At 69.3% G+C, this 26,077-nt stretch carries 29 protein-coding genes; 8 read left to right on the forward strand and 21 right to left on the reverse strand.

Translation table 11 applies throughout. The features are described from left to right. Window positions 1–99 precede the first annotated feature (99 nt). Complete coding sequence (locus OCH239_RS06325; protein WP_037260053.1) at window positions 100–1,005, forward strand: LysR family transcriptional regulator; 906 nt, start codon at window positions 100–102, stop codon at window positions 1,003–1,005. A gap of 6 nt (window positions 1,006–1,011) precedes the next feature. Here the strand turns inward: OCH239_RS06325 and OCH239_RS06330 are convergent, their stop codons facing one another. Genes OCH239_RS06330 through OCH239_RS06345 form a run of 4 tightly spaced genes read right to left on the reverse strand, consistent with a single transcriptional unit; the run spans window position 1,012 to window position 7,713 of the window. Then, window positions 1,012–3,051, reverse strand: a complete 2,040-nt coding sequence (locus OCH239_RS06330; RefSeq protein ID WP_037260055.1) for a membrane protein — start codon at window positions 3,049–3,051, stop codon at window positions 1,012–1,014. Beyond that, window positions 3,048–5,834, reverse strand: coding sequence for a DUF4159 domain-containing protein (locus tag OCH239_RS06335; RefSeq protein WP_037260057.1), 2,787 nt, complete (start codon window positions 5,832–5,834; stop codon window positions 3,048–3,050). The genes OCH239_RS06330 and OCH239_RS06335 overlap by 4 nt, the downstream gene beginning before the upstream one ends. After that, a complete protein-coding gene (locus OCH239_RS06340) occupies window positions 5,831–6,709 on the reverse strand; it encodes a DUF58 domain-containing protein (protein WP_037260058.1) in 879 nt (292 codons plus the stop codon). The genes OCH239_RS06335 and OCH239_RS06340 overlap by 4 nt, the downstream gene beginning before the upstream one ends. Continuing rightward, window positions 6,706–7,713, reverse strand: coding sequence for an AAA family ATPase (locus OCH239_RS06345; RefSeq protein ID WP_037260060.1), 1,008 nt, complete (start codon window positions 7,711–7,713; stop codon window positions 6,706–6,708). The genes OCH239_RS06340 and OCH239_RS06345 overlap by 4 nt, the downstream gene beginning before the upstream one ends. A gap of 66 nt (window positions 7,714–7,779) precedes the next feature. On the opposite strand from OCH239_RS06345, the gene OCH239_RS06350 reads away from it, so the two are divergent. Together OCH239_RS06350 and OCH239_RS06355 are read left to right on the forward strand one after the other, a co-directional pair. After that, window positions 7,780–8,382, forward strand: a complete 603-nt coding sequence (locus OCH239_RS06350) for a DUF1285 domain-containing protein (protein WP_037260063.1) — start codon at window positions 7,780–7,782, stop codon at window positions 8,380–8,382. Between the two features lie 97 nt (window positions 8,383–8,479). Continuing rightward, on the forward strand, window positions 8,480–8,848 hold the full coding sequence (locus OCH239_RS06355) for a histidine triad nucleotide-binding protein (RefSeq protein WP_037260065.1): 369 nt from the start codon (window positions 8,480–8,482) through the stop codon (window positions 8,846–8,848). A gap of 199 nt (window positions 8,849–9,047) precedes the next feature. Here OCH239_RS06355 and OCH239_RS06360 read toward each other — a convergent pair whose 3' ends face one another. The 4 genes from OCH239_RS06360 to OCH239_RS06375 are packed head-to-tail and all read right to left on the reverse strand — an operon-like array spanning window position 9,048 to window position 11,735. Beyond that, window positions 9,048–10,037, reverse strand: a complete 990-nt coding sequence (locus OCH239_RS06360) for an adenosine kinase (protein WP_037260068.1) — start codon at window positions 10,035–10,037, stop codon at window positions 9,048–9,050. Beyond that, a complete protein-coding gene (nth, locus tag OCH239_RS06365) occupies window positions 10,034–10,678 on the reverse strand; it encodes an endonuclease III (RefSeq protein ID WP_037260070.1) in 645 nt (214 codons plus the stop codon). The genes OCH239_RS06360 and nth overlap by 4 nt, the downstream gene beginning before the upstream one ends. Window positions 10,679–10,728: 50 nt before the next feature. Beyond that, on the reverse strand, window positions 10,729–10,926 hold the full coding sequence (locus OCH239_RS06370; RefSeq protein ID WP_037260071.1) for a hypothetical protein: 198 nt from the start codon (window positions 10,924–10,926) through the stop codon (window positions 10,729–10,731). Continuing rightward, a complete protein-coding gene (locus OCH239_RS06375; RefSeq protein ID WP_037260073.1) occupies window positions 10,926–11,735 on the reverse strand; it encodes a division plane positioning ATPase MipZ in 810 nt (269 codons plus the stop codon). The genes OCH239_RS06370 and OCH239_RS06375 overlap by 1 nt, the downstream gene beginning before the upstream one ends. Before the next feature lie 235 nt (window positions 11,736–11,970). On the opposite strand from OCH239_RS06375, the gene OCH239_RS21630 reads away from it, so the two are divergent. Further along, window positions 11,971–12,405, forward strand: a complete 435-nt coding sequence (locus OCH239_RS21630; protein WP_051489332.1) for a BLUF domain-containing protein — start codon at window positions 11,971–11,973, stop codon at window positions 12,403–12,405. 22 nt (window positions 12,406–12,427) lie between these two features. Here the strand turns inward: OCH239_RS21630 and rpmE are convergent, their stop codons facing one another. The 10 genes from rpmE to ffh all read right to left on the reverse strand — a co-directional run bounded on the left by rpmE (window position 12,428) and on the right by ffh (window position 18,971). Beyond that, a complete protein-coding gene (rpmE, locus tag OCH239_RS06385) occupies window positions 12,428–12,649 on the reverse strand; it encodes a 50S ribosomal protein L31 (protein ID WP_037260075.1) in 222 nt (73 codons plus the stop codon). Continuing rightward, entirely contained in the window at window positions 12,646–13,053 is a 408-nt protein-coding gene (gene rplS / locus OCH239_RS06390) for a 50S ribosomal protein L19 (RefSeq protein ID WP_037260077.1), read from the reverse strand. The genes rpmE and rplS overlap by 4 nt, the downstream gene beginning before the upstream one ends. Before the next feature lie 53 nt (window positions 13,054–13,106). Further along, window positions 13,107–13,925, reverse strand: a complete 819-nt coding sequence (gene trmD / locus OCH239_RS06395) for a tRNA (guanosine(37)-N1)-methyltransferase TrmD (RefSeq protein ID WP_037260079.1) — start codon at window positions 13,923–13,925, stop codon at window positions 13,107–13,109. Window positions 13,926–13,935: 10 nt separating this feature from the next. Next, a complete protein-coding gene (gene rimM, locus OCH239_RS06400) occupies window positions 13,936–14,454 on the reverse strand; it encodes a ribosome maturation factor RimM (RefSeq protein WP_037260080.1) in 519 nt (172 codons plus the stop codon). Between the two features lie 41 nt (window positions 14,455–14,495). Beyond that, complete coding sequence (locus OCH239_RS06405; protein ID WP_037260082.1) at window positions 14,496–15,299, reverse strand: MipA/OmpV family protein; 804 nt, start codon at window positions 15,297–15,299, stop codon at window positions 14,496–14,498. 195 nt (window positions 15,300–15,494) lie between these two features. Beyond that, window positions 15,495–15,857 carry a 30S ribosomal protein S16 gene (rpsP, locus tag OCH239_RS06410; protein ID WP_037260084.1) on the reverse strand — a complete coding sequence of 121 codons (363 nt, stop codon included), beginning with the start codon at window positions 15,855–15,857 and terminating at the stop codon, window positions 15,495–15,497. Between the two features lie 50 nt (window positions 15,858–15,907). Further along, a complete protein-coding gene (locus tag OCH239_RS06415; RefSeq protein WP_037260086.1) occupies window positions 15,908–16,216 on the reverse strand; it encodes a chorismate mutase in 309 nt (102 codons plus the stop codon). Further along, window positions 16,209–16,745, reverse strand: coding sequence for a GNAT family N-acetyltransferase (locus tag OCH239_RS06420; RefSeq protein ID WP_037260088.1), 537 nt, complete (start codon window positions 16,743–16,745; stop codon window positions 16,209–16,211). Before OCH239_RS06420 ends, OCH239_RS06415 begins: the two co-directional genes overlap by 8 nt. Beyond that, the gene (locus tag OCH239_RS06425; RefSeq protein WP_051489333.1) at window positions 16,742–17,311 is read right to left on the reverse strand and encodes a GNAT family N-acetyltransferase; all 570 of its coding nucleotides are present in this window, start codon (window positions 17,309–17,311) and stop codon (window positions 16,742–16,744) included. The genes OCH239_RS06420 and OCH239_RS06425 overlap by 4 nt, the downstream gene beginning before the upstream one ends. Before the next feature lie 139 nt (window positions 17,312–17,450). After that, window positions 17,451–18,971, reverse strand: coding sequence for a signal recognition particle protein (gene ffh, locus OCH239_RS06430; RefSeq protein WP_037260090.1), 1,521 nt, complete (start codon window positions 18,969–18,971; stop codon window positions 17,451–17,453). A 317-nt stretch (window positions 18,972–19,288) separates the two neighbouring features. On the opposite strand from ffh, the gene smpB reads away from it, so the two are divergent. The 4 genes from smpB to OCH239_RS06450 all read left to right on the forward strand — a co-directional run bounded on the left by smpB (window position 19,289) and on the right by OCH239_RS06450 (window position 22,640). Continuing rightward, window positions 19,289–19,768 (forward strand): SsrA-binding protein SmpB, encoded by a 480-nt coding sequence (smpB, locus tag OCH239_RS06435; protein WP_037260093.1) that lies wholly within the window; start codon window positions 19,289–19,291, stop codon window positions 19,766–19,768. Window positions 19,769–19,939: 171 nt separating this feature from the next. After that, a complete protein-coding gene (gene sseA, locus OCH239_RS06440; RefSeq protein ID WP_037260095.1) occupies window positions 19,940–20,803 on the forward strand; it encodes a 3-mercaptopyruvate sulfurtransferase in 864 nt (287 codons plus the stop codon). A 35-nt stretch (window positions 20,804–20,838) separates the two neighbouring features. After that, window positions 20,839–22,023 carry an amino acid aminotransferase gene (locus tag OCH239_RS06445; RefSeq protein ID WP_037260410.1) on the forward strand — a complete coding sequence of 395 codons (1,185 nt, stop codon included), beginning with the start codon at window positions 20,839–20,841 and terminating at the stop codon, window positions 22,021–22,023. Window positions 22,024–22,028: 5 nt separating this feature from the next. After that, the gene (locus OCH239_RS06450; RefSeq protein ID WP_037260097.1) at window positions 22,029–22,640 is read left to right on the forward strand and encodes a glutathione S-transferase family protein; all 612 of its coding nucleotides are present in this window, start codon (window positions 22,029–22,031) and stop codon (window positions 22,638–22,640) included. Between the two features lie 66 nt (window positions 22,641–22,706). On the opposite strand, the gene rlmH is transcribed toward OCH239_RS06450, so the two are convergent. The 3 genes from rlmH to OCH239_RS06465 all read right to left on the reverse strand — a co-directional run bounded on the left by rlmH (window position 22,707) and on the right by OCH239_RS06465 (window position 26,073). Next, window positions 22,707–23,174, reverse strand: a complete 468-nt coding sequence (rlmH, locus tag OCH239_RS06455; RefSeq protein ID WP_037260099.1) for a 23S rRNA (pseudouridine(1915)-N(3))-methyltransferase RlmH — start codon at window positions 23,172–23,174, stop codon at window positions 22,707–22,709. A gap of 3 nt (window positions 23,175–23,177) precedes the next feature. After that, window positions 23,178–23,549, reverse strand: coding sequence for a ribosome silencing factor (gene rsfS / locus OCH239_RS06460; protein ID WP_037260101.1), 372 nt, complete (start codon window positions 23,547–23,549; stop codon window positions 23,178–23,180). 184 nt (window positions 23,550–23,733) lie between these two features. Beyond that, a complete protein-coding gene (locus OCH239_RS06465) occupies window positions 23,734–26,073 on the reverse strand; it encodes an aldehyde dehydrogenase family protein (protein ID WP_037260103.1) in 2,340 nt (779 codons plus the stop codon). Between the last annotated feature and the right edge of the window lie 4 nt (window positions 26,074–26,077).

Here is a 26,077-nt window from a genome sequence, read left to right on the forward strand (position 1 = left end):
TCGCGGAACATCGCCCTATTGTCCGCCGTCAGCCGTCTTTCTGCCCAGATTGGCCGCGATATCCGATCGGAGGACTCAAGGGATCGAGAGGAGACGTGAATGGATCGCCTGACCGAGATGGAGGCATTCGCCACCGTGGTGGACCAGGGCGGATTCACGGACGCGGCGAAGAAGATGGGCATTTCCAAATCCGCCGTGTCGAAACATGTCTCCAGCCTCGAGGCGCGCCTTGGTGCGCGGCTGCTCAACCGGACGACCCGGCGGGTGTCGCCGACGGAGATCGGGCTGATCTATTACGACCGGGCGCGGCGGGTGCTGAACGACGCGGGTGAGGCGGACGCGCTGGTGACGTCGATGCAATCGGCGCCTTCGGGTCTCCTCAGGATCTCGGTCGCGACGGATTTTGGGGTGAACCACCTCTCGCCGGTGCTCGGCGACTTCCTGGCCGAGTTTCCCGACATCACCGTGAACATGGTGCTGAACAACCGCTACGTGGAGCTGATCTCGGAGGGGTTCGACGTGGCGGTGCGGATCGGAGAGCTCGAGGATTCGACCCTGCGGGCCCGCAAGCTGACCGAGACGACGAAGCGGATGATCGCCTCGCCCACCTATTTCGAGAAGTTCGGGCGCCCGCAGCGGATCGACGATCTCAACGATCACAAGCTGCTGCATTATTCGAACAACGCCTCGGGCAATGTCTGGAAGGTGACCGCGCCGTCGGGCGAGAAGAGGCAGGTGCGCACCGCGGGCTGGCTCTCGGTGAACGACGGGCAGTCGCTGCTGAACGCCTGCATCGCAGGGCTCGGCATCGCCTATCTGCCGTCGTTCCTTTACTCGACCGCGATGGCGGAGGGGCTGGTCGAGGACGCCATCCCGGATCTGCCGGTGGAGACGCAGGGCATCTATGCGGTGCATCCGCCGGGGCGGTTCACCCAGCCGAAGGTGCGCGCCTTCGTCGACTTCCTCGTCGATACGTTCGCGGACAAAGGGCTGCGGACCTGGTGAGGGTGCCTAGCGGCGGCCTTCGCGCAACCACGCCGCGATGATGAAGCCCGAGGCGAGGAGCAGCACGAGCCAGGAGGGCAGCGCCGGAACCTGCGTGATGTCCATCGTCTGGTAGGCCTCGCGCGGGGTGATGCCGACCCAGCCGCGCCCCGCGGCGGGGCGGCCGGGGCTGACCTCGCGGATGTCGGGAACGCCGTCGGCGAGCCGGACGGTGCCGCCATTCGACGGATCGAGCACCGGATCGAGCAAGTCCGACGTGGCGATGGTCTGCTCGAACTCGCGCGGGGCCGCGGGGCCGAGACCGACGACGGCCTCCTGATCGCCTTCCGCGAGCCGGTAGAGCCCGATCTGCGGGCCCTCGTAAAGCGCCTCGAACCGGCCCGGCGCGACCTCCTCAAGGGTGACCTCCTCGGTCTCGCCGTCGGGGCGGGTGATCGTGACGGTGCCGACCTCTTCCTCGAGCGTGCGGCGGATGATGCGCATGGTCTGGCCGGTGGGCTCGGCGAGCAGCGTCTCTTCCTCGAGCTCGGGCTCCTTCATCATCCAGTGGGCGAGGCGGCGCAGGAGTTCCAGTTGTGGCCCGCCGCCCTCGTAGCCCCGCGACCAGAGCCAGGCCTGATCGGAGGCCATGAGGGACACGCGACCCTCGCCGACGCGGTCGAGCACCAGGAGAGGCCGCCCCTCGATGCCGGACATGACGGTATCGCCCTCGCCGGGGTCGATGTCGATCTGGCGCAGCCAGCGGCCCCAGCTTTCGGGCGAGCCGAGGCCTGAGGTCACCGGGTGCCGCTGACCGAGTTCGGTGATCTCGGGGCGGAAGCCTTCCTCGATCACCCGGGCGGTGGGGGCGCCGGGCATGATCTCTCCGAGCGGTGAGCGGTAGAGGCTGTCGGCGGAGGCGTAATCGGGGCCTGCGGCGACGAGCACCGCGCCGCCGTCCTCGACATATTGCCGGACGTTGTCGAGGTAGATCGAGGGCAGGATGCCGCGGCGCTTGTAGCGGTCGAAGATGATCAGGTCGAAATCGTCGATCTTCTCGAGGAAGAGCTCGCGGGTCGGGAAGGCGATGAGCGAGAGCTCGTTCACCGGCACGCCGTCCTGCTTTTCGGGCGGGCGCAGGATGGTGAAGTGCACGAGGTCTACGGAGCTGTCGGATTTCAGAAGGTTGCGCCAGGTTCGCCCGCCGGCATGGGGTTCGCCCGAGACGAGCAGGACGCGCAGGCGGTCGCGCACGCCGTTGATCTGCACGAGCGCGGTGTTGTTGCGGTCGGTGAGCTCGCCGCCCGCTTCGGGGACGGTGAACTGGATCACGTTGAGCCCGCCGTGCGGGAGCGTGATCGGCAGCTCGAAGCTCTGGCCGATGGGGATCTCGAAGCCCTGCGGCTCGGAGCCGTCGACGGAGATCTCGATCTCGGTGCTGGTGGCCTCGGGCGCGGCGCCCTCGTCCTCGACCCGGACGGTCAGGGTGACGGGCTCGTCGAGGATGGCGAAGGCGGGGGCGTTCTCGACGATGAGGCGGCGGTCCCAGTCGTCCTCCTGCCCGGTCATCAGAAGGTGCATCGGCGCGGGCAGGTCGGGCGCGCGGTCGAGGTCGTGCAGGCGTCCGTCGGAGAGGAGGAGGATGCCCGCGACCTGTCCCGCGGGCTCCTCGGCGAGGGCCTCGGACACGGCGGTCATGAGGAGCGTGCCGGCGTCGTCCTCGCCGTCGCCGACGGCGACGCGGCGGACCTCGGTGTTCGGGCGGCTGGCCAGCTCGGCCTCGAGTGAGGTTGCGGCGTCCGCCGTCACGCCGGCGCGTTCGGCGAGGTCCTGCGAGGCGCTCTCGTCCACGACCATGAGAACGATGTCGTTGAGCGGCGCGCGGTCCTCGACCTGCCAGGACGGCTGCGAGAGGGCGGCGACGAGGATCAGCGCCGCGATGCCGCGAAGCGCCCAGCCGGCGAGGCCGCGCCAGAGAGCGAGCACGATGCCGAGGAGCGCGAGCCCGCCCAGCGCGCCGATGGCGAGCCAGGGCAGGAGCGGGTCGAAGACGATGTTGCCGGTCATTGTCCGAGCCTGTCGAGAAGCGCCGGCACGTGGACCTGGTCGCTTTTGTAGTTGCCGGTGAGGACGTGCATCACGAGGTTCACGCCGAAGCGGAAGGCGATCTCGCGCTGCCGCTCGCCCGAGAAGCCGCGGCCCATCGGCAGGAGCGGCTGGCCGTTCTCGGCGGTCGCCCAGGCCGAGGCCCAGTCGTTGCCGCCGATCACCACGGGAGTGACGTTGTCGTTGAGGTTGCGGAAGGGCATGCCCTCGACGAGCTCGGCATCGGCGGGCGCGGCCTCGACCCAGATGTCACGGCCGGCGTAGCGCCCGGGGAAGTCCTGCAGGAGGTAGAAGGTGCGCGTGAGGACGTGGTCCTGCGGCACCGGTTCGAGCGGCGGCACGTCGAGCGGGGCGGCGAGCTCCTGCAGCTTGCGGCCGTTCGGGGAGGAGGCGCCGTAGCCCGCGATGTCGGCGTCGCGCGTGTCGAAGAGAATCATGCCGCCGGAGCGGATGTATTCATTGAGCTTGGCATAGGCCTCCTGGCTCGGCGTCGGCTGGTCGGGGGTGACCGGCCAGTAGAGCATCGGGAAGAAGGCCAGCTCGTCGCGTTCGAGATCGACGCCGATCGGGGCGCCGGGTTCGACCGAGGTGCGGAAGTAGAGCGTGTCCGAGAGGCCGCGCAGGCCGGCCTGCGCGATCTCGTCGATCTCGGCATTGCCGGTCAGGACATGGGCGAGGGTCATCTCGGCGGTGGCGTCGATCGCGAAATTCTCTGTCTCGCCGGTGGCGCTGCGGTCCTGCTGCGCGTCGGCCGCGCCGGGGAGCATCAGCGCGGCGGCGAGGAGCGCGCCCGCGACGGGACCGGTCTGGGCGCCGCGGAGGCGTCCGGTCAGGGCGAGGGAGGCGAGGATGTCGGCAAAGAGCATCAGGAGCGCGAGGGCGATCAGCCAGCCCGCGAGCGGCTCCTCGTCGGGGGCGGCGAGGCCTTCGACGGTGATGCGGTCGGGCCAGACCATCGGGCGCAGCTCGGTGTCGGCGGTCACGACGTTGCGCGCGAGGCTGCGGTCCTCTCCGGCATAGAGGCCGGGGCGGAGATCGGGGCCGAGCGGTTCGGAGACCAGAGCCTCTCCGGCAACGCCGGGAAGGGTGCCGGCGTCGCGCAGGTCGCCGAAGCCGTCGAGGACGAGCTGCGGCTCCCACGTGGTGCCTTCGAGCTCCTCGATCTCGGGCTGGGCGGGCATCGAGGAGACGGCGAGCCGTTCGAGCATCTGCACGAAGAGTCCCGACAGCGGCAGGGAGGACCATTCGGCGTTGGCGGTGACGTGGAAGAGGACGACCTGTCCCTGGCCGAGGCGCTTTCGGGTGACCAGCGGCGTGCCGTCCGTCAGCTGCGCGATGACACGGCTCGCGAGGCTGGGGTCGGGCTGGGCCATGACCTGCGCGGTGACGGTGACGTCGTCGCGGATCTCGAGGCCGAAGAAGGGGCTTTCGGCGTCGAAGGGGGCGAGGGTCTTGGGCTCTCCCCAGCTCATCGCGCCGCCGACGGAGCGGCCGCCGGCGCGCAGGCGCACGGGCAGGAGCGGGTCCTCCTCGTCGCGACTGATGTCGGAGCCGGCGAGGCGCGGGCCGGCAAAGCGCAGGAGCATGCCGCCGTTCTCGACCCAGTCGCGCACCTCTTCGGCCTCGCCGCCGAGCGTCGCGACATCGGCGAGCACGATCACGTCTGGATTGGCGGGCAGCACGTCGGGCAGGCCGCCGTCGAGGAGATCCGCGGTCGGCTCGAGCGCACGGTGGAGATAATGCAGAGGCGAGAGGAGCTCGAGCCCCTCGCGGTTCTCGGTTCCGGCGATGAGCGCGACCTCGCGGCGGCGCAGGCTGTCGTCCGACAGGGTCAGCGCGCCGGCGCTGCTCGATCCCGCGACTTCGAAGCGGTCGACCCGGGCGCGCAGCTCGGCCGGCAGCGACAGCTCGCCCTCGGCAAGGACCGCGCCGTCCTCGAATCGCATCGGCAGGCTCGCGAGCGTCGCGGGGTTGCCGGCGGGATCGCGACCGTCGGCGTTCACCGTGACCTCGCGCGCGGCACCGGGGCGCAGGCGCTTGAGCGTCAGCGCGACGTTGCCGCCGTCGAACCGGGCGGGGGCGAGGGCGTAGAGGTCCTGCGGGCTCTCGTAGACGGTGACCTCGCCGGCGCCTTCGAGCGCCTCGAGCAGAGGCGCGCGGCCCTCGCGGGTGATACCGTCGGAGAACCAGTAGGTGTCGAAGGGGCCGTCGGGCAGCAGCGAGGCAGCATTTTCCATGCGCTCCGCATTCGGCTCCCACGGTTCGGGGCGGATGCCGGAGAGGCGCTGTTGCAGCGCGCCTGCGGCCTGGAAGGTGGCGGCTTCGGGTGCGGAGAGGCGCAGGAGCGCGACGGGGCGGTCGTCGCGGGCGGCGCGGGAGAGGAGGCCGTCGAGCGCGGTCTCGCGGGCACGCCAGTCGCCGGCGCTGGCCCAGCTCGCATCCATCACGACGAGGAGGGGGCGGTCGCCGACCGCGGCATTGTCCTCTTCGGGGTTCAGGATCGGGCCGGCGAGGCCGACGATCACCGCAGCGACGGCGAGCATCCGCAGGAGCAGGAGCCACCACGGGGTGCGGTCGCTGACCTGCTCCTCGTCCTTGAGGCCGAGCAGCAGCACGACGCCGGGAAAGAGCCGGCGGACGGGGGCGGGCGGCACGGCGCGCAGCAGGATCCACAGCACCGGCAGGGCGAGAAGGCCCAGAAGCAGCCAGGGCGTGGTGAAACCGAGGGCGCCGAAGAGGGTCATCCGTGTGCTCCGTCCATCGCGCGCCAGACCCAGAGCAGGGCCGATTGCGCGGTCTTGTCGGTGTGGTGGCACTCGTATTGCCAGCCGGTCAGGCGGCAGAGGCTGTCGAGCCGGTCCTTCCGCTCCGCCAGCCGCTCGAGATAGCGGCCGCGCAGGTCACCGGCCTTGAGCGTCTCGTGCCGGGTGCCGCCGCCGACCGACTGGAAGATCGTCCGGCCCTCGAAGGGGAACGCCTCTTCGGAAGGGTCGAGGATCTGCAAGAGGACGCCGCGCACGCCGCGGTCGGCGGCCTTGGTGAGCGCCGCCTCGATCGGGGCGATGTCGCCGAGGAAGTCCGACACGAAGATCGCGCGGGCATGGGGCAGCATGCCGCGCGCCTCGGGGGCGGAGTAATCGTCGGTCGCGTCGGTCGAGAACGACTCGGCAAGCCGCAGGATCTGCTGGCTGCCGCCGCGCGGCGGCAGGGACCAGCCGGTGAGGCCGACGCGCTCGCCCGCGCGGATCAGCAGGACCACTGTGGCGAGCGAGATCAGGCGGGCGTGGTCGGCCTTGGAGGGCAGGCGCTTCTCGTCGGAGGTGAAGCGCATCGAGGCGGCCTGATCGACCCACATCAGCACCGACTGGGCGATCTGCCACTCGCGGTCCTTGACGAATTGCGCGTCGCCCCGGGCCGAGCGGCGCCAGTCGATCGAGCGGTAATTGTCGCCCGGCATGAGCGGGCGATACTGCCAGAAATCGTCGCCGAGCCCGGCGCGGCGACGCCCGTGTTCGCCGAGAAGGACGGTGCCCGCGAGCTTTTCGGCGCGGGCGAGGAGGGCAGGGAGGTGGCTGGCCTCTTCCTCGGCGTGTTGCCTGAGGGTGAGCGGTGCCGTCACGCAGCCGCCTCGGTCCGGACCAGACCGTGGCTGACGGTGTCGATGAGCGCGCCGAGATCCTCGCCGCGGGCGCGGGCCGAGAAGGTGAGCGCCATCCGGTGGATGAGCACGGGGCGCGCCATGTCGATCACGTCCTCGGGCGAGGGCGCGAGGCGGCCCTGCAGGAGGGCGCGGGCGCGGACGGTGAGCATGAGCGCCTGCGCGGCGCGGGGGCCGGGGCCCCAGGCGACGATGTCGCGCACCCGTTCGGGCGCGGAGGGATCGGCGGGCCGGAAGCTGCGCACGAGGTCGAGGATCATCTCGACCACGCTGTCGCCGACGGGCATCCGCCGCAGCAGGGTCTGCGCGGCGAGGAGCGAGGGACCGTCGAAGACCTGGTGCGCCTCGGCATCCTCGACGCCGGTGGTGGCGAGGAGGATGTCGCGCTCGGTGTCGCGGTCGGGATAGGCGACGTCGATCTGCACGAGGAAGCGGTCGAGCTGCGCCTCGGGGAGCGGATAGGTGCCCTCCTGCTCGATCGGGTTCTGCGTCGCGAGGACGTGGAAGGGCTTGTCGAGCGGGCGGGTCTCGCCGGCGACGGTCACGACCTTTTCCTGCATCGCCTGCAGGAGCGCCGATTGCGTCCGGGGCGAGGCGCGGTTGATCTCGTCGGCCATGAGGAGCTGGCAGAAGATCGGCCCCTCGATGAACTTGAAGGCGCGGGAGCCGTCGGCGCCGGTCTCAAGCACCTCGGAGCCGAGGATGTCGGCGGGCATGAGGTCGGGGGTGAACTGCGCGCGGTTGCCGTCGAGGCCCATCACGGTCGAGAGGGTCTCGACGAGGCGCGTCTTTCCGAGCCCGGGAAGGCCGATCAGCAGGCCGTGGCCGCCGCAGAGCAGCGCCGCGAGCGTGAGGTCGACCACGCGTTCCTGGCCGATGAAGCGGCGGGTGATCGCGGCCTTGGCCTCGGCCAGCTTCTCCTCCAGCGCCTCGATCTCTGCGACCAGATCTTCGGTGTCGGCCATGACAACGCTCCGTGGAAGGTTAGATTGACAGGGAAGGTATCGTGACGGCCCGGGATGGCAAAAGCTATGAGTTCACAAAATTCCGTGACGCAGGCCGGGGCTCCCTCGGCCGAAGGCATCGCAGAGGCGGCGCGCGCCGCCAAGGGAAAGGGCATCCCCCCGGTTCACAAGTGGAATCCGCCGTTCTGCGGCGATCTCGACATGCGCATCGCGCGGGACGGGACATGGTACTATCTCGGCACGCCGATCGGGCGCTTCGAGATGGTCAAGCTCTTCTCGTCCATACTGAAACGCGAGAATAGTAAATATTTCCTTGTGACCCCTGCCGAAAAATTGGGCATCACTGTGGAGGACGCGCCCTTCGTCGCCACGGACTTCGCCGCCGAGGGGGAGGGCGAGGCGCAGGTGCTGACCTTCACGACCCATGTCGGCGACCGCGCGGTGGCGGGGCCGGACCATCCGATCCGGGTCGAGCGGGACGCCGGGACGGGAGAGCCCTCGCCCTACATCCTGATCCGCGACGATCTCGAGGCGCTGATCGACCGCAAGAGCTTCTACCGGCTGGCGGAGATCGGGGCGCATCACGAGACCGGCGGCGAGAGCTGGTTCGGCCTCTGGTCGGACGGGCAATTCTTTCCAATGATCCCGTCCGAGGACCTGCCGGACTGACAGGGCGGGCGCGACGCCCTGCTTGCAGCCTGCGCGAAGCTGCGCCACCAGAGGGGGCGGCGATCGCGTCCGACCTTCCTGCGACATGAGGATACCCATGGCCTTCGACTACGATTCCGAGAACATCTTCGCCAAGATCCTGCGCGGCGAGATCCCGAACGACACCGTGCTCGAGACCGAGCACAGCCTCGCCTTTCGCGACATCCGTCCGCAGGCGCCGGTGCACGTGCTGGTGATCCCGAAGGGCGCCTATATCAGCTACGACCATTTCGCGCAGGAGGCGTCGGAGGCGGAGATCGTCGATTACGTCCGCGCGATCGGCGAGGTCTGCCGCATGGAGGGCGTCGAGGGCGACGGCTTCCGCATGATCTCGAACGCCGGCGAACACGGCGTGCAGGAGGTGCCGCATCTGCACGTGCACATCCTCGGGGGACGCCCGCTCGGGCGGATGCTGCAGCAGGCCTGATCCGGCGGAGCCGCTGACGCGGCGCTCGTCATGTCGCGGCCCGCTTGCGCGGGCCGCTCCGGCGGGTGGCGCTGGCCTCCGACGCGTCGGCGTTGCGAGCGCGGTGGGGTCGGGAGCCTCCGGCGGGAGTATTTTCGCCAAGAAGAAGACCGGAGCGCCCCCGGCGGGGAAAACCGGGGTCAGGAGACGCCTCGGAGCCTCAGATCAGGCCGCGGTCGCGGAAGAGATCGGGCAGCGAGGCCTCGGGGCGGGGGCCCATGTGGGAGATGACCTCGCCAGCGGCGGCGTGGCCCATGCGGCTTGCGGTCTCCATGTCGGCGCCGGTGACGAGGCCGTAGAGGAAGCCCGCGGCGAACTGGTCGCCCGCGCCGGTCGCGTCCACCGGCACGATCTTGTCGACGGGGACGTCGGTGCGCGCGCCGTCGCGGATGATCGTCACGCCGTCGCCCGAGCGCGTACAGATGACGAGGGGGCAGATCGCGGCGACGGCCTCGAGGTCGGATTCGAGATCGTCGTTCTGGAAGAGCGCGCGGATCTCGGCCTCGTTGCCGATGACGTAGTCGAGCTCGTGCTCGATCAGGCGCAGGAAGTCCTCGCGGTGGCGCTCGACGCAGAACGGATCGGAGATCGCGATACCGGCGCGGCCGCCGGCCTTGCGGCAGGCGCGGGCGAGACGGTTGAAGGCGTCCTTTCCCTTGTCCTTGTCGAAGAGGTAGCCTTCGAGGAAGACGATCTCGGCGTTCGAGGCGACCTCCTCGTCGACGTCGTCGGGGCCGAGCTCGGCGGAGATGCCGAGATAGGTGTTCATCGAGCGCTCGCCGTCGGGCGAGACGAAGATCATGCAGCGCGAGGTCGGCAGCTCGCCGTCGCTGCGCGGCGGATTGACGAAGCGGGTGCCGATGTCCTCCATCGCCTCGGCGTAGAAGCGGCCCAGCGCGTCGTCGTTGACGCGGCCGATGAAGGCGGTGCGGAGGCCCAGATTGCCGAGCCCCGCCAGCGTGTTGGCGACCGAGCCGCCGGGTGCCTGCACGCGGTCCTCCATGGCGCCGTAGAGGGTTTCGGCGCGGGAGCGCTCCACCAGCTGCATGATGCCCTTCTCGATCCCCATGTGACCCAGAAAGTTTTCGTCGGCGCGGGTGAGAACGTCGACGATGGCGTTGCCGATGCCGACGACCTGGTACTGTTTCATGTCGTCTTGTCCTCGAATGTGCAGAGATCGGTGATGAGACAGGCCGCGCATTTGGGTTTGCGCGCGACGCAGGTGTAGCGGCCGTGCAGGATCAGCCAGTGATGGGCGTGCTGCATGTAGTCGACCGGCACGTGATCCTCGATCGCGCGCTCCACCGCCACCACGTCGCGGCCGGGGGCGATGCCGGTGCGGTTGCCGACGCGGAAGATGTGGGTGTCGACCGCCTGCGCGGGGTAGCGCCACCACATGTTGAGCACCACGTTGGCGGTCTTGCGCCCGACGCCCGGCAGGGATTGCAGCGCGGCGCGGCTGTTCGGCACCTCGCCGCCGTATTCCTCGACGAGGATGCGGCTGAGCTTGATGACGTTCTTGGCCTTGTTGCGGTAGAGGCCGATGGTCCTGATGTGCTCGGTCACGCCCTCCTCGCCGAGGGCGAGCATCTTCTCGGGCGTGTCGGCGATCTCGAAGAGCCTGCGGGTCGCCTTGTTCACTCCGGCATCGGTCGCCTGGGCCGAGAGCGCGACGGCGACCACGAGGGTGAAGGCGTTGACGTGCTCGAGCTCGCCCTTGGGCTCGGGCTCCGCCGCGTGGAAGCGGTCGAAGATCGCGCGGATCGTGTGATAGTCGAGCTGCCGGGCCATGCGCGCCTACATGCCGCGAAGGGGGGACGGGTGCAACTCCTGCAGCGCGGTCAGCGGTTGCTCCAGAGCTTCCAGGCGGACCAGGCGGCGGATCCGCCCAGAAAAAGACCGGCGATGCCGATGACCTCGAAGATCGCGGCGCCGCGGGGCCAGCCGCGGATCACGATGGCGGCAACGAGCAGGACAAGACCGCAGAGGCTGAAGATCAGGCGGAAGAGATGCTCGCCGCGGGAGGGGCCGGCCGGCATCAGAAGGTGACCTCGACGCCGGGCAGCTTCAGGGCGCGGAGGAGGTCGCGAAGCTCCTGACGGGCGGCGACGTTCGAGATCGAGAGCTGCTTCACGCCGACATCGCGCAGGTCGAGCAGGGTCAGGCCGCGGGGAAAGAGCTCGCGGAAGACCACGCGTTCGGAGAAGCCGGGGCCGGTGCGGAAACCGATGCGCTTCGCCAGCTTTTCGAGCGCGACCTGCATCTTCTGCTTGTTGATCATCGCCTGCGCGCCGACGCGGTTGCGCAGCACGATCCAGTCGATGGGCGTGAGGCCCGCCTCGGCGCGGCGCTGGCGGGCGGCCCAGACCATCTCGGAATAGACCGAGGGTCCGAGGATCTTCTCGCCGTCATGGGCGATGTGCGCGAGCAGGTCGAAATCGACGAAGCTGTCGTTGAGCGGCGTCACGAGGGTGTCGGCGATCGAATGGGCGACCTGCGCGAGGCGGGTATGCGAACCCGGGCAGTCGATCAGGATGAACGCGCAGTCCGCGCCGAGCCGCTCGATCGCCGCGTAGAGCCGGTGGTCGGTTTCGCTGGCGCCCTCGGGCAGGGTCCCGGGGTCGATCTCGGGCAGGTCCACGAGACGCGGAGAGGCGAGCGTCAGCCCGACGGCGTCGGCATAGGCGCGGCGGTTGTCGATGTAGCGGCCGGTGCTGCGCTGTCGCAGGTCGAGGTCGATCACGCCGACCTCGTGTCCCATGCGGCAGAGGGCGGTCGCCACATGCATCGAGACGGTGGATTTCCCGGCGCCGCCCTTTTCGTTGCCGACAACGATGATGTGAGCCACGCGCCGTCCCCTTCGCCCCCCTTGCGGGCTGGCCCGCCAACTTCATGCATAGCTGGCGGGGAGGAGCCCCGGAAGTGGCAAGGCGGCGCGCGTCATGCGGGCGTTGCGCACCCGCCGCACGTTGCGCCGGGCGCCACGAAGGTGGACAAAGGTATTATCCGACAGTTATGATTAAGAATAACGATAAGATGTGGACGATCACGCTTGCTCCCCACCCTCTGCGAAAGGGCGGCGCATGACGATGGTGACGAGACGGGTGCTGTTTACCAGTCGGACCTACCTGCCGGATGCGGCCCTGGACAATCTCGACATCCTGCGCGCGTCGCTGATCCATAATGCGCGCGCCGGGGTCTCCTCGTCCCTGCTGAAGGCGCGGGGGCGCTTCTATCAGGTGATGGAGGGGCCGCCGCACGAGATCGCGGGCTGTCTCGACCGCATCATGGCGGATCGCAGGCATTTCGAGATCGACGTGCTGCTCGATACGTGCGGCTGCTGCCGTGTTCTCGGCGAAAGTCCGATGGTCTTCGTTCAGGATCCCGGCGCGGAAATGGCGCTGGTGGAGGAGGAGGATGTGGGGCGCCTCCTCGAGCGTCTGTTGCGCTTGACGCATGAAGGGGAGGAGGCGGCCGAAACGAAAGACGCCGCCCCGGAGGACCGGGACGGCGACTGAAGTCCTGCACCGAGGGGGGCTATCAGAAGCCCAGGCCCTCGTACTTCTTCTTGAAGCGCGACACGCGGCCGCCGGTGTCCATCAGGCGCGAGGAGCCGCCGGTCCAGGCCGGGTGCACCGTCGGGTCGATGTCGAGCGTGATCGTGTCGCCCTCGGCGCCGTGCACCGAGCGGGTCTCGAACGTGGTGCCGTCGGTCATCTTCACGGTCACGGCGTGATAATCGGGATGAAGGTTCTTTTTCATGTCGACGATCCTTGAACCGGCTTCTTGCCGTCGCCCTTGAGCACTTTGTAGTTGGTGTCCTCTGCGATCCGGGCCGATTTGCCGCGGCGCGAGCGCAGGTAGTAGAGCTTCGCGCGGCGGACCTTGCCGCGGCGGACCACGTCGATCGATTCGATGTTCGTCGAGTAGAGCGGGAACACACGCTCCACGCCTTCGCCGAACGAGATCTTGCGGACGGTGAAGGTGCCGGCGATGCCCGAGCCGTTCTTGCGGCTGATCACGACGCCTTCGAAGTTCTGCACACGGGTGCGCGTGCCTTCGGTCACCTTGTAGCCGACGCGGACGGTGTCGCCGGCCTTGAAATCGGGAATGCTCTTCCCGAGCGAGGCGATCTGTTCCGCCTCGAGTGTTGCGATCAGGTCCATCTGACCATCTCCTGAACTGCTTGCGGTTTTTTCCGCAAAGGTGTCTCGCGACCTCAGAGCTCTCGGTCTTCTTCCGGGTCCCTGCCGTGCGCCGCACACCAAGCCCGCCAGAGATCAGGTCGTCTTTCCTTCGTCAGCCTTTCGGCCTGGGACCGCTGCCAGTCGGTGATCTTCGCGTGATGGCCCGACAGAAGAATCTCGGGGATCGCGCGACCGTTCCAGACAGGCGGTTTTGTATACTGCGGGTGCTCCAAAAGTCCGTGCGAAAAGGACTCCTCTTCGACGGATTCATGATTCCCGAGCACGCGCGGTATAAGGCGGACGCTGGCGTCGATCAAGGCCTGCGCCGCGATCTCGCCGCCGGTCAGGACAAAATCCCCGAGCGACACCTCCTGGATACCGTAATGGTCGAGGACACGCTCGTCCATCCCCTCGAACCGGCCGCAGATGAGGGTCATGCCAGGGCCTTCCGCGAGGCGGCGCGCCATCGCCTGGTCGAAGGGTTTGCCGCGGGGCGAGAGGTAGAGGATCGGCGCGCCGGGGGCGATTCGCGAGCGCGCATCGTCGAGCGCGCGGCCCATGACGTCGGGGCGGAGCACCATGCCCGCGCCGCCGCCCGCGGGCGTGTCGTCGACGTTGCGGTGGCGGCCCTCGCCGAAGGCGCGCAGGGCGACGGTCTCGAGCTGCCAGAGCCGGTCCTTGAGGGCGCGGCCGGTCAGCGAGAGGCCGAGCGTGCCCGGGAAGGCCTCGGGGAAGAGGGTGACCACCTGCGCCTTCCAGACGCCGTGGAGATCGCCGGAGCCCATGAGCTCGCGCGGTTTCAGCGAGGCGGAGATGCTCTTCTTGCCGTGCGAGCGGGGCGTGTCGGTCATGGTGCGGCCCTCAGGCGTCGTCGAAGAGGCCGAGCGGCGGATCGGCGACGATGCGCCCTGAGGCAAGATCGACCGTCGGCACCGCCTCGCGGGTGAAGGGCAGGAGCACCGTGCCCGAGCTGCCGGGCGCCTGGACCTCGAGTAGGTCGGCGGCGCCGTGGTTCTGCACGGTGCGCACGGTGCCGAGCTGCTTGCCGCCGGTGTCATAGACCGCGAGCCCGATCAGGTCGGTGTGGTAGAACTCGTCGTCGGGAAGCTGCGGCAGGCGCTCGCGCGGGGCAAAGAGGCGCACGCCCTTGAGCTCGTCGGCCTCTTCCTTGGTGCGCACGTCCGACAGGCGCGCGGCGAAGCCCTGGCCGATCGGGCGCACAAGCTGCACCTCGAAGCTGCGGGTGCCGTCCTCGGAGGTCAGGGGCGCGTAATCGGCGATCGCCTCGGGATCGGCGGTGAAGCTTTTCAGCCGTACCTCGCCGTTCACCCCGAATGCGCCGCTGATGGCGCCCACACATATGCGCTTGGTCTCGTCCATGCGCCCCGATTAGCGCGGGGCGCATGGGAAAGGCAACGGCGTCAGCCGCCGATGGAGAAGGTGCGGGTCAGGCCGATCCGTGCGCCCCACTGGTCGTTGTCGCCATCCCGGACGATCGGGCTGTCCTCGGCATCGCCGCGATAGGTGTCGTAGGTGATCGCGCCCTCGACGCCCCAGGCGTCCGAGAGGCGGTAGCGCATGCCGAGCTCGGCGCCGGTGGAGACGAGCCCGCCGTCGGCGTCGTAGGCGTCGAAGGACGAGGCGGCGGCCTCGGCCGCGCTGACGCCGAAATAGGTGTCGGCGTAATCCTCGCCCGCAAAGAGCGCGCGCGGGCCGAAGGTGATCTGGAGCCGGTCGGAGGGGCGGAAGATCGCGTCGGCGCCGACCTCGCCCACGACGGCCTCGTGGCCGCCGAAGCCGCGGCGGACATCGGCGAAGACGGAGTAGTACTCGGCCGTGTAGCCGAGGCCGAAGCCGACCTCGTAGGCCGCGTCGATGTCGTCGAGCCCGTCGAGCTCGTCGTCGGAATCGCGCTCGCCGATGTAGCGGAAGGAGCCGCGCAGGCCGAAGCCGCGGCGTTCCGCCCAGGGATCGGGGTTGCCGAAGTCGCGGCCGCCGAAGCGCAGGTAGTTGAGCGAGAAGCCGAGGTCGGGCCCGAGCTCGTAATCGTCGGAGCCGAAATATTCGGGCGAGGTCGCGACGCCGCCCCGCAGGGTGAAGACGAGGCCGGGCCCGCCTTGCGTCGAGATCACCGGATCGGTGCCGTAACCGAGGTCCTGGGCGAGGGCGGGTGCGGCGGCGAAGGCGGCTGCGGTCGCGGCCGCGGCGGCGAGGCGGAATGTCATGGATCGAATCCCTGTGCGGAGAAAGCGTGTCGCAGTGTCACCTAGTCTGCGGGCGGGGCGCGACGAGGGCAAGGTGACGCGGGGGCGCAGCCGGTGAGGCGTTGCGCGGCTGCCCGCGGCCCGGCGCAAGAAAAAGGCGCGCGGAACCGGTCCCGCGCGCCTTCTCGATTCTCGATGGACCCCGGAGGGCCGGGATCACTCGGAGGTGGTTTCCTCGGCTGCGGCGGCCTTTTCAGCCTTGGCCGCGGCGCGCTCCTGAGCGGCCTTGCCCGGGGTGCCCTTGTTGGGGTTGTTGCGCTCTTTCTTCTCGGCGGCGCCGGCGCTTTCGAGGAAGCGCTGGATGCGCTCGGTCGGAACGGCGCCGTGCTCGATCCACACCTTGATGCGGTCGACATCCATGATCACGCGGCGCTCGTCGCCCTTCGGGAGAAGCGGGTTGTAGGTGCCGAGCTTCTCGAGGAAGCGGCCGTCGCGCGGCATGCGCGCGTCGGCGGCGACGATCGAGTAGTGGGGGCGCTTCTTGGAACCGCCGCGGGACAGACGAATCTTCACAGCCATTTGAGGGTCTCCTTTTATCGTATGGCTTGGACCGGATCGGCGTTCTCGCTTCAGCTCCGGTGTTTCTCGTGGTGCTTGATGACCTCCTGAATGATGAAATTCAGGAAGGCTTCGGCGAATTCGGGGTCGAGATCGGCCCGGTCCGCCAGATCCTTCAGCCGCGCGATCTGGCTCTGCTCACGCGCGGGGTCGGAGGGGGGCAGGTCGTGGTGCGCCTTGAGGGTGCCCACGGCCTGGGTGTGCTTGAACCGCTCTGCCAGCGTGAAGACGAGGATCGCGTCGAGCCGATCGATCGACTCGCGATGCTCCTTCAGAAGCGCTGCGGCGCGGGAGGTGGCGTCGAGCGTTGCGTCAGTCAAGGGCCCGGCCTTTCGGTTCGGTGAGCGGGTGGCGGTAGATGCGGGCGGTGGAGCCGCGCAGCTCGGTCTCGGACTCGAAGGTCGCGCCGAGGCGCTCGGCGAGCCGGATCGAGCGGGTGTTCTCGGGGTCAATCAGGCTGATCGGCGCGGTGAAGCCGTAATGCTCGGCCGCCGCTTCGCGCGCCGCCTCGGCCGCCTCGAAGGCGTAGCCCTTGCCTTCCCAGCCCGCGAAGATCGAATAGCCGAGCTCGGGCTCGGGCCAGTCGATGTGATGCACGATGCCGGCGAAGCCGACGGGCTCTCCGGTGGTGCGGCGCGCGGCGACCCAGAGGCCGTAGCCGCGGATCTGCCAATGGCCGGACATCTTGAGGATCGCCTGCCAGGTTGCGACGCGGTCCGCCGGCCCGCCGACGAAGCGCGCGCGCTCGTCGGCGTAGAAGACGGCGAAATCGTCGAGATCGGTGATGCGCGGCTCGCGCAGGGTGAGCCGCTCGGTCTCGATCACGGGGATGCGGACGGGATCCTTCATCTTTGCGCCTCCGCCGGGCCGGGATGGCGCCAGAGCTCTTCGTCGCCCATCTCGGGGTTGTCGTAGCTGCGCTCGTGATGCGCGCCGAGACGGGTCGCGAGCGCCTGCGAGCGGGTGTTGCCGGGCTTGATGTTGGAGGTGAGCGTGGTCATCCCGAGCGTATCGTAGGCCCAGCCGCGCGCGGCGAGCGCCGCCTCGTAGGCGATGCCGCGGCCCTCGAAGGCCTCGAAGACGACCCAGCCGACTTCCGGCTCGGGCCAGCCTTCGGGGTTCCAGATGCCGCAGATGCCGGCGGGGCGGCCGCTTTGCCGGTCCCAGATGGTGAAGTAGCCGTAGCCGTGGATGTGCCAGTGGCCGATATTGGCGGCCCACCAGCGCCATGTCTTCGGGCGGTCCATGACCGGGCCGAAGCCGAGGCAGCGCGCAGGGTCGGCGTGGAAGGCCGCGAAGGCGTCGAACTCGGCAAGGCCGGGGCCCCGCAGGGCGAGACGCGCGGTCTCGATGACCGGCGCGGGCGTCAGCGCCCCGGCTTGCGGCAGGGGGGATGTGGCGACGGCGACGTTCATGCCGGACCTCGCGCGGGCTGCGCCGTGGGGCCTGCCTCCGGCGGGGATATTTCCGTCAAGAAGAAGCAGGCGCGCGCGCCGCCGGGCCCGGAGGCGCGGGGCGCCCGGGAGACGAGGGGATATGCAGCGGCGCAGCGGATCACTTCTTCTTGCCCATGCCCGAAAGGCCCGGGGGCAGGCCCTGGCCGCCGCCCAAGCCGGGCATTCCGCCACCGGCGCCGCCCATGCCGCCGGGCATCTTGCCGCCCATGGCCTTGGCCGCGGCCTCGAGCTGCTTGGGGTCCATCTTGGAAGGGTCCATGCCGCCGGGCATGCCGCCCTTGCCGAACATGCCGGACATGGCCTGCTTGAGCATGCCGCCCTTGCCCATCTTCTTCATCATGTCGCCCATCTGGCGCTGCTGCTTGAGCAGCTTGTTGAGCTCGGAGACCTCGAGGCCGGAGCCCTTGGCGATACGCTTTTTCCGGGAGGCCTGAAGGAGGGCGGGGTTGGCGCGCTCCTTCTTGGTCATGGAATTGATGAGCGCGACCTGGCGGCGCAGCATGGTGTCGTCGATGCCGGCGCCCTCCATCTGTTTCGCCATCTTCCCCATGCCGGGCATCATGGACATCATACCCTCCATGCCGCCCATCTTCTGCATCTGCTCGAGCTGCATCTTGAGGTCGTTCATGTTGAACTGACCCTTCTGGAAGCGCTTCATCATGCGCTCGGCCTGTTCGGCCTCGAGCGTCTGTTGCGCTTTTTCCACCAGAGCGACGATGTCGCCCATGCCGAGGATGCGGCCGGCGACGCGCTCGGGCTCGAAGGTCTCGAGCGCGTCCATCTTCTCGCCGAGGCCGACGAACTTGATCGGCTTGCCGGTGATCGCACGCATCGAGAGCGCGGCGCCGCCGCGGCCGTCGCCGTCCATCCGGGTCAGCACCACGCCGGAGATGCCGATGCGCTCGTCGAAATTCTCGGCGGTGTGCACGGCGTCCTGGCCGGTGAGGCCGTCGACCACCAGCAGCGTCTCGCGCGGGCTCGTGACGTCGCGCACCGCCTCGACCTGGGCCATCAGCTCCTCGTCGATCGACAGGCGCCCGGCGGTGTCGAGCATGTAGACGTCGTAGCCGCCGAGGCTCGCCTGCGTCTTGGCGCGTTTGGCGATCGCGACGGGATCCTCGCCCTTGACGATGGGGAGCGTGTCGACGCCGATCTGCGTGCCGAGGACCGCGAGCTGTTCCATCGCCGCGGGGCGCTGGACGTCGAGCGAGGCCATCAGGACCTTCTTCTTGTCGCGCTCGGTGAGGCGCTTGGCGAGCTTGGCGGTGGTGGTGGTCTTGCCGCCGCCCTGCAGGCCGACCATCAGGATCGGCGCGGGGGCGGAGCCGATGCGCAGCTCGCCGGGCTCGCCCTCGCCCCGCAGCACCTCGATCAGCTCGTCGTGGACGATCTTCACGACCTGCTGGCCGGGGGTGATCGATTTCGTGACCGCGGCGCCGGTCGCCTTCTTCTCGACCGACTTGACGAAGTTGCGCACGACGGGGAGCGAGACGTCCGCCTCGAGCAGCGCGACGCGGACCTCGCGCAGGGCGGTCTTGACGTCGTCCTCGGAGAGCGCGCCCTGCTTGGTCAGCCGGTCGAAGACGCTGCCGAGGCGATCGGAGAGATTTTCGAACATGAAGCGGCGGCCTCCTTGCCGGTCTTGGTCGTGTCAGCCCGAAAGGTAAGGGCGCGCGGTCTCTCTCACAAACGTCTGGCACGGGATGCGTGCCGGCTACGGCAGGCCAAACGCCGAGTGCCCCCGTGGGCGCAACGCGCTGACGGAGGGCGATCCCGGGCATGGGCCCATGGGACCGGAAGCGATGGCACTTCCGGGAATTGCCGGGCCGGATACGCGCGCGGGCCGCGCCTGTCAAGAGCGGGGGCGTCTGGCAGCTTCGGCGCGCGCCCTTATGTGATGGACAGATCGAGACTCAGAAGATAGCAGGGCGCGTCATGGCCAAGGACAAGAGCAAAGAGAGCCCGAACTACAAGGTGATCGCCGAGAACCGGCGGGCGCGCTTCGACTATGCGATCGAGGACGATGTCGAGTGCGGCATCGTGCTGACCGGGTCCGAGGTGAAGTCGCTGCGGCTCAACACCGCGCAGATCGCCGAGAGTTACGCCGAGGTGAAGGACGGCGAGCTCTGGCTCGCCAATGGCTACATCGCTCCCTACGAGCAGGCGATGTTCGGGCACGAGGACCGGCGGCCGCGCAAGCTGCTCGCCTCCAAGCGCGAGATCGCCCGGATGTGGAACGAGACCGCGCGCAAGGGCATGACGCTGGTGCCGCTGGTGCTCTACTTCAATCACCGGGGCGTCGCGAAGATCAAGATCGCGCTCGCCAAGGGCAAGAGGACCGTCGACAAGCGCGAGACCCAGGCCAAGCGCGACTGGAACCGGCAGAAGCAGCGGCTCCTGAAGGAACAGAACTAGGCGCGGCGGCGCGGAGCGAGGGGCCGGCCCCTCGCGCTCCCCGGGATATTTGCCTCAAGAAGAAGGGCAGGCGGGCGCCTCCCACGCCTCCACGAGCCGCCGCCCGGGGCCTTGCCTCTCCATGTCCCCCGCCTTAATCGTGGCATGACCCGTGGGCGGAAGGGGGGAGAGATGGCCGAAGACGATCCCAGGACACTTGTGTCGACCGAGTGGCTGCACCGGCATCTGAAGGATCCGGACCTGCGCGTGCTCGATGCGAGCTGGTACCTGCCGGACGCCGGACGCGATCCCAAGGCGGAATATGCCGAGGCGCATGTGCCGGGCGCGCGCTTCTTCGACATCGACGACGTGAGCGACGCGCGGTCGGAGCTGCCGCACATGGCGCCGCCGCCCGAGAAGTTCATGTCGCGCATGCGCCAGATGGGCGTCGGCGACGGGCATCAGGTGGTGGTCTATGACGGCGCGGGGCTGTTCTCGGCGGCGCGGGTCTGGTGGCTTTTCCGGCTGATGGGACAGATGGATGTCGCGGTGCTCGACGGCGGTTTCCCGAAATGGCGCGCCGAGGAGCGCCCCGTGGAGGATCTGCCGCCGGTGGTGCGCGACCGGCACATGACCGTGCGGCGGCAGGCGCACATGGTGCGGGATGTCACGCAAGTGTCGGCGGCGACGAAGCTCGGCGATCACGAGGTGGTCGATGCCCGCTCGCCCTCGCGCTTCTGCGGCGACGATCCAGAGCCGCGGCCCGGCCTGCGGGCAGGGCACATCCCCGGCTCGAAGAACGTGCATTACGCGACGCTGCTGACCGAGGACGGCACGATGAAGGCGCCCGAGGACCTCGCGCGCGTCTTCGAGGAGGCCGGCGTCGACCTCGGCAAGCCGGTCATCACCACCTGCGGCTCGGGCGTGACCGCCGCGATCCTCAGCCTCGCGCTGGAACGGATCGGCCGCACCGACCATTCGCTCTACGACGGCTCCTGGTCCGAATGGGGCGCCTCGCCGACCGTGCCGGTCGCGACCGCGACCTCCCGCGACTGACCGCCGACCCCTATCCGCCACTCCGGAGAGACCCGATGTTCGAACAGCTCAAAGAGCAGCCCGCCGACAAGATCCTCGCCCTGATGCAGGCCTACAAGGAGGATCCGCGCGAGGACAAGATCGACCTCGGCGTCGGCGTCTACAAGGACGCGCACGGCAACACGCCGATCATGCGCGCGATCAAGGCCGCCGAGAAGCAGCTCTGGGAGACCGAGGAGACCAAGGCCTATACCGGTCTCGCGGGCGATCCGGTCTTCGGCGAGCGGATGCGCGATCTCGTGCTCGGCGGCACGGTCGACGAGGCGACCGTGTCGGCCGTCGCGACCCCCGGCGGCACCGGCGCGGTGCGACAGGGCTTCGACATGATCCGCATGGCGAACCCCGACGCCACGATCCACGTGAGCGATCCGACCTGGCCGAACCACCTGTCGATCCTCAAGCATATGGGGCTTCCGGTGAAGCCCTACCGCTATTTCGACAGCGAGACCGGCGGCGTCGATTTCGCGGGCATGATCACCGACATCGTGCAGGCGCGGCCCGGCGACGTGATCCTGCTGCACGGCTGCTGCCACAACCCGACCGGCGCCAATCTCAGCGTCATCGAGTGGAAGCACGTGATCGAGAAGATCAACGAGGTGGGCGCGATCCCGATGATCGACCTCGCCTACCAGGGCTTCGGCGACGGGCTCGACGCGGATGCCGAGCCGACGCGGATGGTCGCGCAGAGCTGCCCCGAGACGATCATCGCGGCGTCCTGCTCGAAGAACTTCGGCATCTACCGCGAGCGGACCGGCATCCTGATGGCGGTGTCGCAGGATCCGGGCAAGAAGAAGGTCACGCAGGGCACGCTTGCCTATCTCAACCGGCAGAACTTCTCCTTCCCGCCCGATCACGGCGCGCGGCTGGTGCAGATGGTGCTGTCGGACGACGATCTGCGCGAGGACTGGCAGTCCGAGCTCGAGAGCGTGCGGACCGGCATGCTCGAGCTGCGCCACCAGCTTGCGGACGAGCTGCGCGAGCGCTCGGGCTCGGACCGGTTCGGGTTCCTCGCCCAGCACCGGGGCATGTTCTCGCGGATCGGCTGCGGGCCCGACAAGGTCGAGGCGCTGCGCGAGAAGCACGGCATCTACATGGTCGGCGACAGCCGCATGAACATCGCGGGTCTCAACAGGACCACCGTGCCGAAGCTCGCCGAGGCCATCGTGGACGTCGGCATCTGACGCAGGTGGCCGAGACAATCCTCTGGGGCCATCGCGACTCGGGCCATGCGGTCAAGGTCGCGCTGGCCCTGCGCCTCGCCGGTCTGCCGCATCGGACCGAAGTGGTGGACATCTGGGCCGCGCGCGAGACGCGGCCAGCGGCCTTTCTCGCCCTCAGCCCACTGGGGCAGGTGCCGGTGCTGGAGCTGGACGGCGAACCGCTGGTGCAGTCCGGGGCGATCCTGCTGGAGCTCGCGCAGCGCTTCGGCTGCCTCGGCGGCGAGAGCGCGTCCGGCCTCAGGCGCGGCCGGCAGCTCTGCCTCTGGGAGGCGAACCGGATCGGCATGTGCCTGCCGCAGCTGATCGAGGCGCGGCGCCCCGGCGGCGACGTCTTCCCGGAGGGCGCGGTCGACTGGCTCGCCGCGCGCTATGCGGCCGATGCCGCGCAGTTCGACGCGCTGCTCGGGACGGAGCCGTTCTTTCACGGGCAGGCGCCCGGCGTCGGCGATTGCGCGATCTGGGGCTATGTGCGCTGGACCCGCAAGGCCGGGATGGAGCCCTCGTCCGCCATGGCCCGCTGGCTCGACCGCATGGATGCGCTTCCCGAAACCGGCGAGGCCGCGGCGGCCTTCGGCTGAGGCTCCCCCGCTTCTTCTTGGCCAAAATACTCCGGGGAGCCGCGCAGCGGCGGGGCGGAGCCCCTCTCACGCCCGGTGATAGGGGCTCCCGGCGAGGATCGAGGCGGCGCGGTAGATCTGCTCGGCCAGCATCGCGCGGGCCAGCATGTGCGGCCAGACCATCGCGCCGAAGCTGATCGCGAGGTCCGCCTCGGCGCGCAGGGTAGGGTCGATCCCGTCCGCGCCGCCGATCACGAAGGAGAGGTCCGGCACGCCCTCGTCGCGGAGGCGGCCGAGGGTGCTCGCGAAGTCGGGGGAGGGCATCTGCCGGCCCCGTTCGTCGAGCACGCAGACCTTTCCGGGTGGAATCGCGCGGCGCAGGAGATCGGCCTCGGCCGCCATGCCGCCGCCCTTCTTGTCCTCGACCTCGACGAGCTTCGCGGGTCCGAGGCCCATGCCCCGTCCCGCCTTGTCGAAGCGGGACAGGTAATCGTCCACGAGATCGCGTTCCGGACCGGCGCGCAGCCGGCCCACGACGCAGAGATGGATGCGCAAGGCCTAGTGGCCGATCGTCCGGGACGGGGCGACGGGCATCCACATCTTCTCGATCTGGTAGAACTCGCGCACCTCGGGGCGGAAGACGTGCACGATCACGTCGCCGGTGTCGATCAGGACCCAGTCGCCCGAGTCCTTGCCCTCGACCTTCGGCAGCACGCCCTGGTCGGCCTTCAGGTCCTCGACGAGCTTGTCGGCGATCGAGATCACCTGGCGCGAGGACCGACCCGAACAGACGATCATGTAATCGCCGATGGCGGTCTTGCCGCGGAGATCGATCTCCACGACGTTCTCGGCCTTCATGTCTTCGAGGATCGTGAGAATGGATGTCAGCTGAGTCTCGCTCGTGACATCCGCATGGGCCAGGCCGGTCATCGGGTGGCCCGCTTCGGCGGCATGTGCCGCGTCAGTATTGAGTGACAGGACATCGTCCTCCTTTGCCGATCACACGGTCCGGACGGCGAGAGGTGCCGCCCGGGCGTATGCATAAGATAACATCGACGCTGTGACTTCTCAATGACGTGGTGCGGCGCCGGCGCAACAACGCCTCTGCATGGCGTCACGCGCCCCAGGGCACCCAGACCGTCTTGACCTCGGTGGCGTGGCCGAGGAAGGCGCGATCCTCGCCCGCGGGGCCGAACCAGTCGCGGCCGCGGCCGTCGTTGACCCAGGTGCGCTTGAGGTTTCCCGCGGCGCGGCGCTCGATCTCGGCCGAGAGGTCGGTCGAGGAGAACGACCAGACCGCCTCGACGTCCATGTGGGCGGCGAGCACCGGGGCGAGCTCGGCATGGGAGCCGGTGAGGATGTTGGCGACGCCGCCGGGCAGGTCGGACGTGTCGAGGATCTGGTAGAAGTCCGTCGCGGCGAGAGGGTGCGGCTCGGAGGCGACCAGCACCACGCGGTTGCCCATGGCGATGGCCGGGGCCATGACCGACACGAGTCCCAGGAGCGGCGCCTCGTCGGGGCAGATCGCGCCGATCACGCCGACGGGCTCGCGCATGGCGAGCGCGGTGCCGCGGATCGGCACGCTCCGCACCTCGCCGCCGAACTTGTCGGCCCATGCCGCCCAGGTGAAGAGACGGTCGACCGCCGTCTCCACCTCGCGCTTGCCGTCCGTGCCGCCTTTCATCCGGTCGAGCCGGGCGGCGAATTCCTCCGCGCGGGCGGCGAGGTTCTCGCCGATGTAGTAGATCACCTGCGCGCGGTTGTGCGCCGTGGCGCCCGCCCAGCCGGACGCACCGCGCGCCGCCTCGACGGCGTTGCGCACGTCCTTGCGGTTGCCGATCGGGGCCTGCCCGATGAGCGTGCCCCTGGCATCAAAGACGGCGCGGGCATAGCCGCCGTCGGGGCGGGCCTGCTTGCCGCCGACATAGAGCTTGGCGGTGCGGTCGACCGATTGAGGTTCGGTCGCCTCGCCGGTCGCGGCCGCGGCCTTCTCGAGCGCGTCGCCCCGGTGGAGGGGCCGCATGTAGGCCTCGAGCCCCTCGGGGCCGCCCTCGCGGCCGAAGCCGCTCTCGCGCACGCCGCCGAAGCCTGCGGCGGCGTCGAACATGTTGGTGCCATTGATCCAGACCACGCCCGCGGCGATCTTCGGCGCGATGTCGAGGCAGGTGTTGATGTTCTCGGACCAGAGGCTCGCGGCGAGGCCGTAGCGGGTGTCGTTCGCGATCTGCACCGCCTCGGAGGGCGTGCGGAAGGTGGTCGAGACAAGGACGGGGCCGAAGATCTCCTCCTGCATCAGGCGCGAAGCCTGGGAAAGGCCGGTCACCAGCGTCGGCGGGTAGAAGCAGCCCTCGGGGATCTCGCAGGCGGCGCGGTGGATCTCGCCCTCGTCCGTGCCGTCGACCAGCGCGCGGATGCGCGAGAGCTGTTCGGGATCGACGATGGCGCCGACGTCGATCGACTTGTCGAGAGGATCGCCGACGCGGAGCTTGTCCATCCGGGCCTTCAGCTTGGCGTGGAAGGCCTCGGCGATGCCCTCCTGCACGAGCAGGCGCGAGCCGGCGCAGCAGACCTGCCCGCCGTTGAACCAGATCGCGTCGACGAGGCCCTCGACCGCGGAATCGAGATCGGCGTCCTCGAAGACGATGTAGGGCGACTTGCCGCCGAGCTCGAGCGTGAGGCCGAGGCCGCGACCGGCGGTCGCCTCGCGGATCTTCCGGCCGACATCGGTCGAGCCGGTGAAGGCGACCTTGTCGATGTCCGAGGCGACGAGCGCGGCGCCGGTCTCGCCGTCGCCGGTCACGATGTTGACGACACCCTCGGGCAGGCCCGCCTGACGGCAGATGTCGCCGAAGAGGAGCGCGGTGAGCGAGGTCCATTCGGCGGGCTTGAGCACGACCGTGTTGCCGGCGGCGAGCGCGGGCGCGATCTTCCACGCGAGCATCAGGAGCGGGAAGTTCCACGGCACGATCTGGCCACAGACGCCCCACGCCTTGCGGCCGGCGTTCTCGGTGTCGAAGAGCTGGGCAAGGCCGGCGTGGTGGTAGAAGTGCCGGGCGACGAGGGGGATGTCGATGTCGCGGCTCTCGCGGATCGGCTTGCCGCCCTCGAGCGATTCGAGCACCGCGAAGAGGCGGGAATGCTTCTGAACGAGCCGCGCGATGGCGTAGAGGACGCGCGCGCGACCCTTGCCGCCGAGGCCTTCCCAGCCGGGCTGCGCGGCGCGGGCGGCGGCGACGGCGGCCTCCACGTCCTCGGCGGTGCCTTGCGTGATCTCGGCCAGAACCTCGCCGGTGGCGGGGTTGCGGGTCTCGAAGGTCTCGCCGGCCTCGCGGTAGGCGCCGCCGAGGAAATGTCCGAAGCGGGGGCCGGTCCCGGCGATCCAGGCGAGGGCGTCCGTCGCCGATTCGGGGGCCGTGCCGTAATCCATGGTCTCGAAGATCTCGCGTACCGTCATGTTC

Origin of the sequence: Roseivivax halodurans JCM 10272, assembly GCF_000521785.1 — a bacterium.
GTDB classification, from domain to species: Bacteria; Pseudomonadota; Alphaproteobacteria; order Rhodobacterales; family Rhodobacteraceae; genus Roseivivax; species Roseivivax halodurans.

What these genes read in the sequence shown, in the direction of transcription:
- OCH239_RS06420 (WP_037260088.1), bottom strand. Translation starts at nt 16,745, where the DNA reads ATGAAGGATCCCGTCCGCATCCCCGTGATCGAGACCGAGCGGCTCACC.
- rplS (WP_037260077.1), bottom strand. Translation starts at nt 13,053, where the DNA reads ATGGACCTGATCGCAACACTCGAGGCGGAACAGATCGCCTCGCTCGGG.
- nth (WP_037260070.1), bottom strand. Translation starts at nt 10,678, where the DNA reads ATGGCCCGGCAGCTCGACTATCACACGATCCGCGCGATCTTCGACCGC.
- OCH239_RS06355 (WP_037260065.1), top strand. Translation starts at nt 8,480, where the DNA reads ATGGCCTTCGACTACGATTCCGAGAACATCTTCGCCAAGATCCTGCGC.
- OCH239_RS06445 (WP_037260410.1), top strand. Translation starts at nt 20,839, where the DNA reads ATGTTCGAACAGCTCAAAGAGCAGCCCGCCGACAAGATCCTCGCCCTG.
- OCH239_RS06370 (WP_037260071.1), bottom strand. Translation starts at nt 10,926, where the DNA reads ATGCCGGCCGGCCCCTCCCGCGGCGAGCATCTCTTCCGCCTGATCTTC.
- OCH239_RS06405 (WP_037260082.1), bottom strand. Translation starts at nt 15,299, where the DNA reads ATGACATTCCGCCTCGCCGCCGCGGCCGCGACCGCAGCCGCCTTCGCC.
- OCH239_RS06325 (WP_037260053.1), top strand. Translation starts at nt 100, where the DNA reads ATGGATCGCCTGACCGAGATGGAGGCATTCGCCACCGTGGTGGACCAG.
- OCH239_RS06345 (WP_037260060.1), bottom strand. Translation starts at nt 7,713, where the DNA reads ATGGCCGACACCGAAGATCTGGTCGCAGAGATCGAGGCGCTGGAGGAG.
- smpB (WP_037260093.1), top strand. Translation starts at nt 19,289, where the DNA reads ATGGCCAAGGACAAGAGCAAAGAGAGCCCGAACTACAAGGTGATCGCC.
- trmD (WP_037260079.1), bottom strand. Translation starts at nt 13,925, where the DNA reads ATGACCGACACGCCCCGCTCGCACGGCAAGAAGAGCATCTCCGCCTCG.
- ffh (WP_037260090.1), bottom strand. Translation starts at nt 18,971, where the DNA reads ATGTTCGAAAATCTCTCCGATCGCCTCGGCAGCGTCTTCGACCGGCTG.
- rimM (WP_037260080.1), bottom strand. Translation starts at nt 14,454, where the DNA reads ATGGACGAGACCAAGCGCATATGTGTGGGCGCCATCAGCGGCGCATTC.
- OCH239_RS06360 (WP_037260068.1), bottom strand. Translation starts at nt 10,037, where the DNA reads ATGAAACAGTACCAGGTCGTCGGCATCGGCAACGCCATCGTCGACGTT.
- rpmE (WP_037260075.1), bottom strand. Translation starts at nt 12,649, where the DNA reads ATGAAAAAGAACCTTCATCCCGATTATCACGCCGTGACCGTGAAGATG.
- OCH239_RS06330 (WP_037260055.1), bottom strand. Translation starts at nt 3,051, where the DNA reads ATGACCGGCAACATCGTCTTCGACCCGCTCCTGCCCTGGCTCGCCATC.
- rsfS (WP_037260101.1), bottom strand. Translation starts at nt 23,549, where the DNA reads ATGACCGGCCTGGCCCATGCGGATGTCACGAGCGAGACTCAGCTGACA.
- OCH239_RS06465 (WP_037260103.1), bottom strand. Translation starts at nt 26,073, where the DNA reads ATGACGGTACGCGAGATCTTCGAGACCATGGATTACGGCACGGCCCCC.
- OCH239_RS21630 (WP_051489332.1), top strand. Translation starts at nt 11,971, where the DNA reads ATGACGATGGTGACGAGACGGGTGCTGTTTACCAGTCGGACCTACCTG.
- rpsP (WP_037260084.1), bottom strand. Translation starts at nt 15,857, where the DNA reads ATGGCTGTGAAGATTCGTCTGTCCCGCGGCGGTTCCAAGAAGCGCCCC.
- OCH239_RS06425 (WP_051489333.1), bottom strand. Translation starts at nt 17,311, where the DNA reads ATGAACGTCGCCGTCGCCACATCCCCCCTGCCGCAAGCCGGGGCGCTG.
- OCH239_RS06335 (WP_037260057.1), bottom strand. Translation starts at nt 5,834, where the DNA reads ATGACCCTCTTCGGCGCCCTCGGTTTCACCACGCCCTGGCTGCTTCTG.
- OCH239_RS06350 (WP_037260063.1), top strand. Translation starts at nt 7,780, where the DNA reads ATGAGTTCACAAAATTCCGTGACGCAGGCCGGGGCTCCCTCGGCCGAA.
- sseA (WP_037260095.1), top strand. Translation starts at nt 19,940, where the DNA reads ATGGCCGAAGACGATCCCAGGACACTTGTGTCGACCGAGTGGCTGCAC.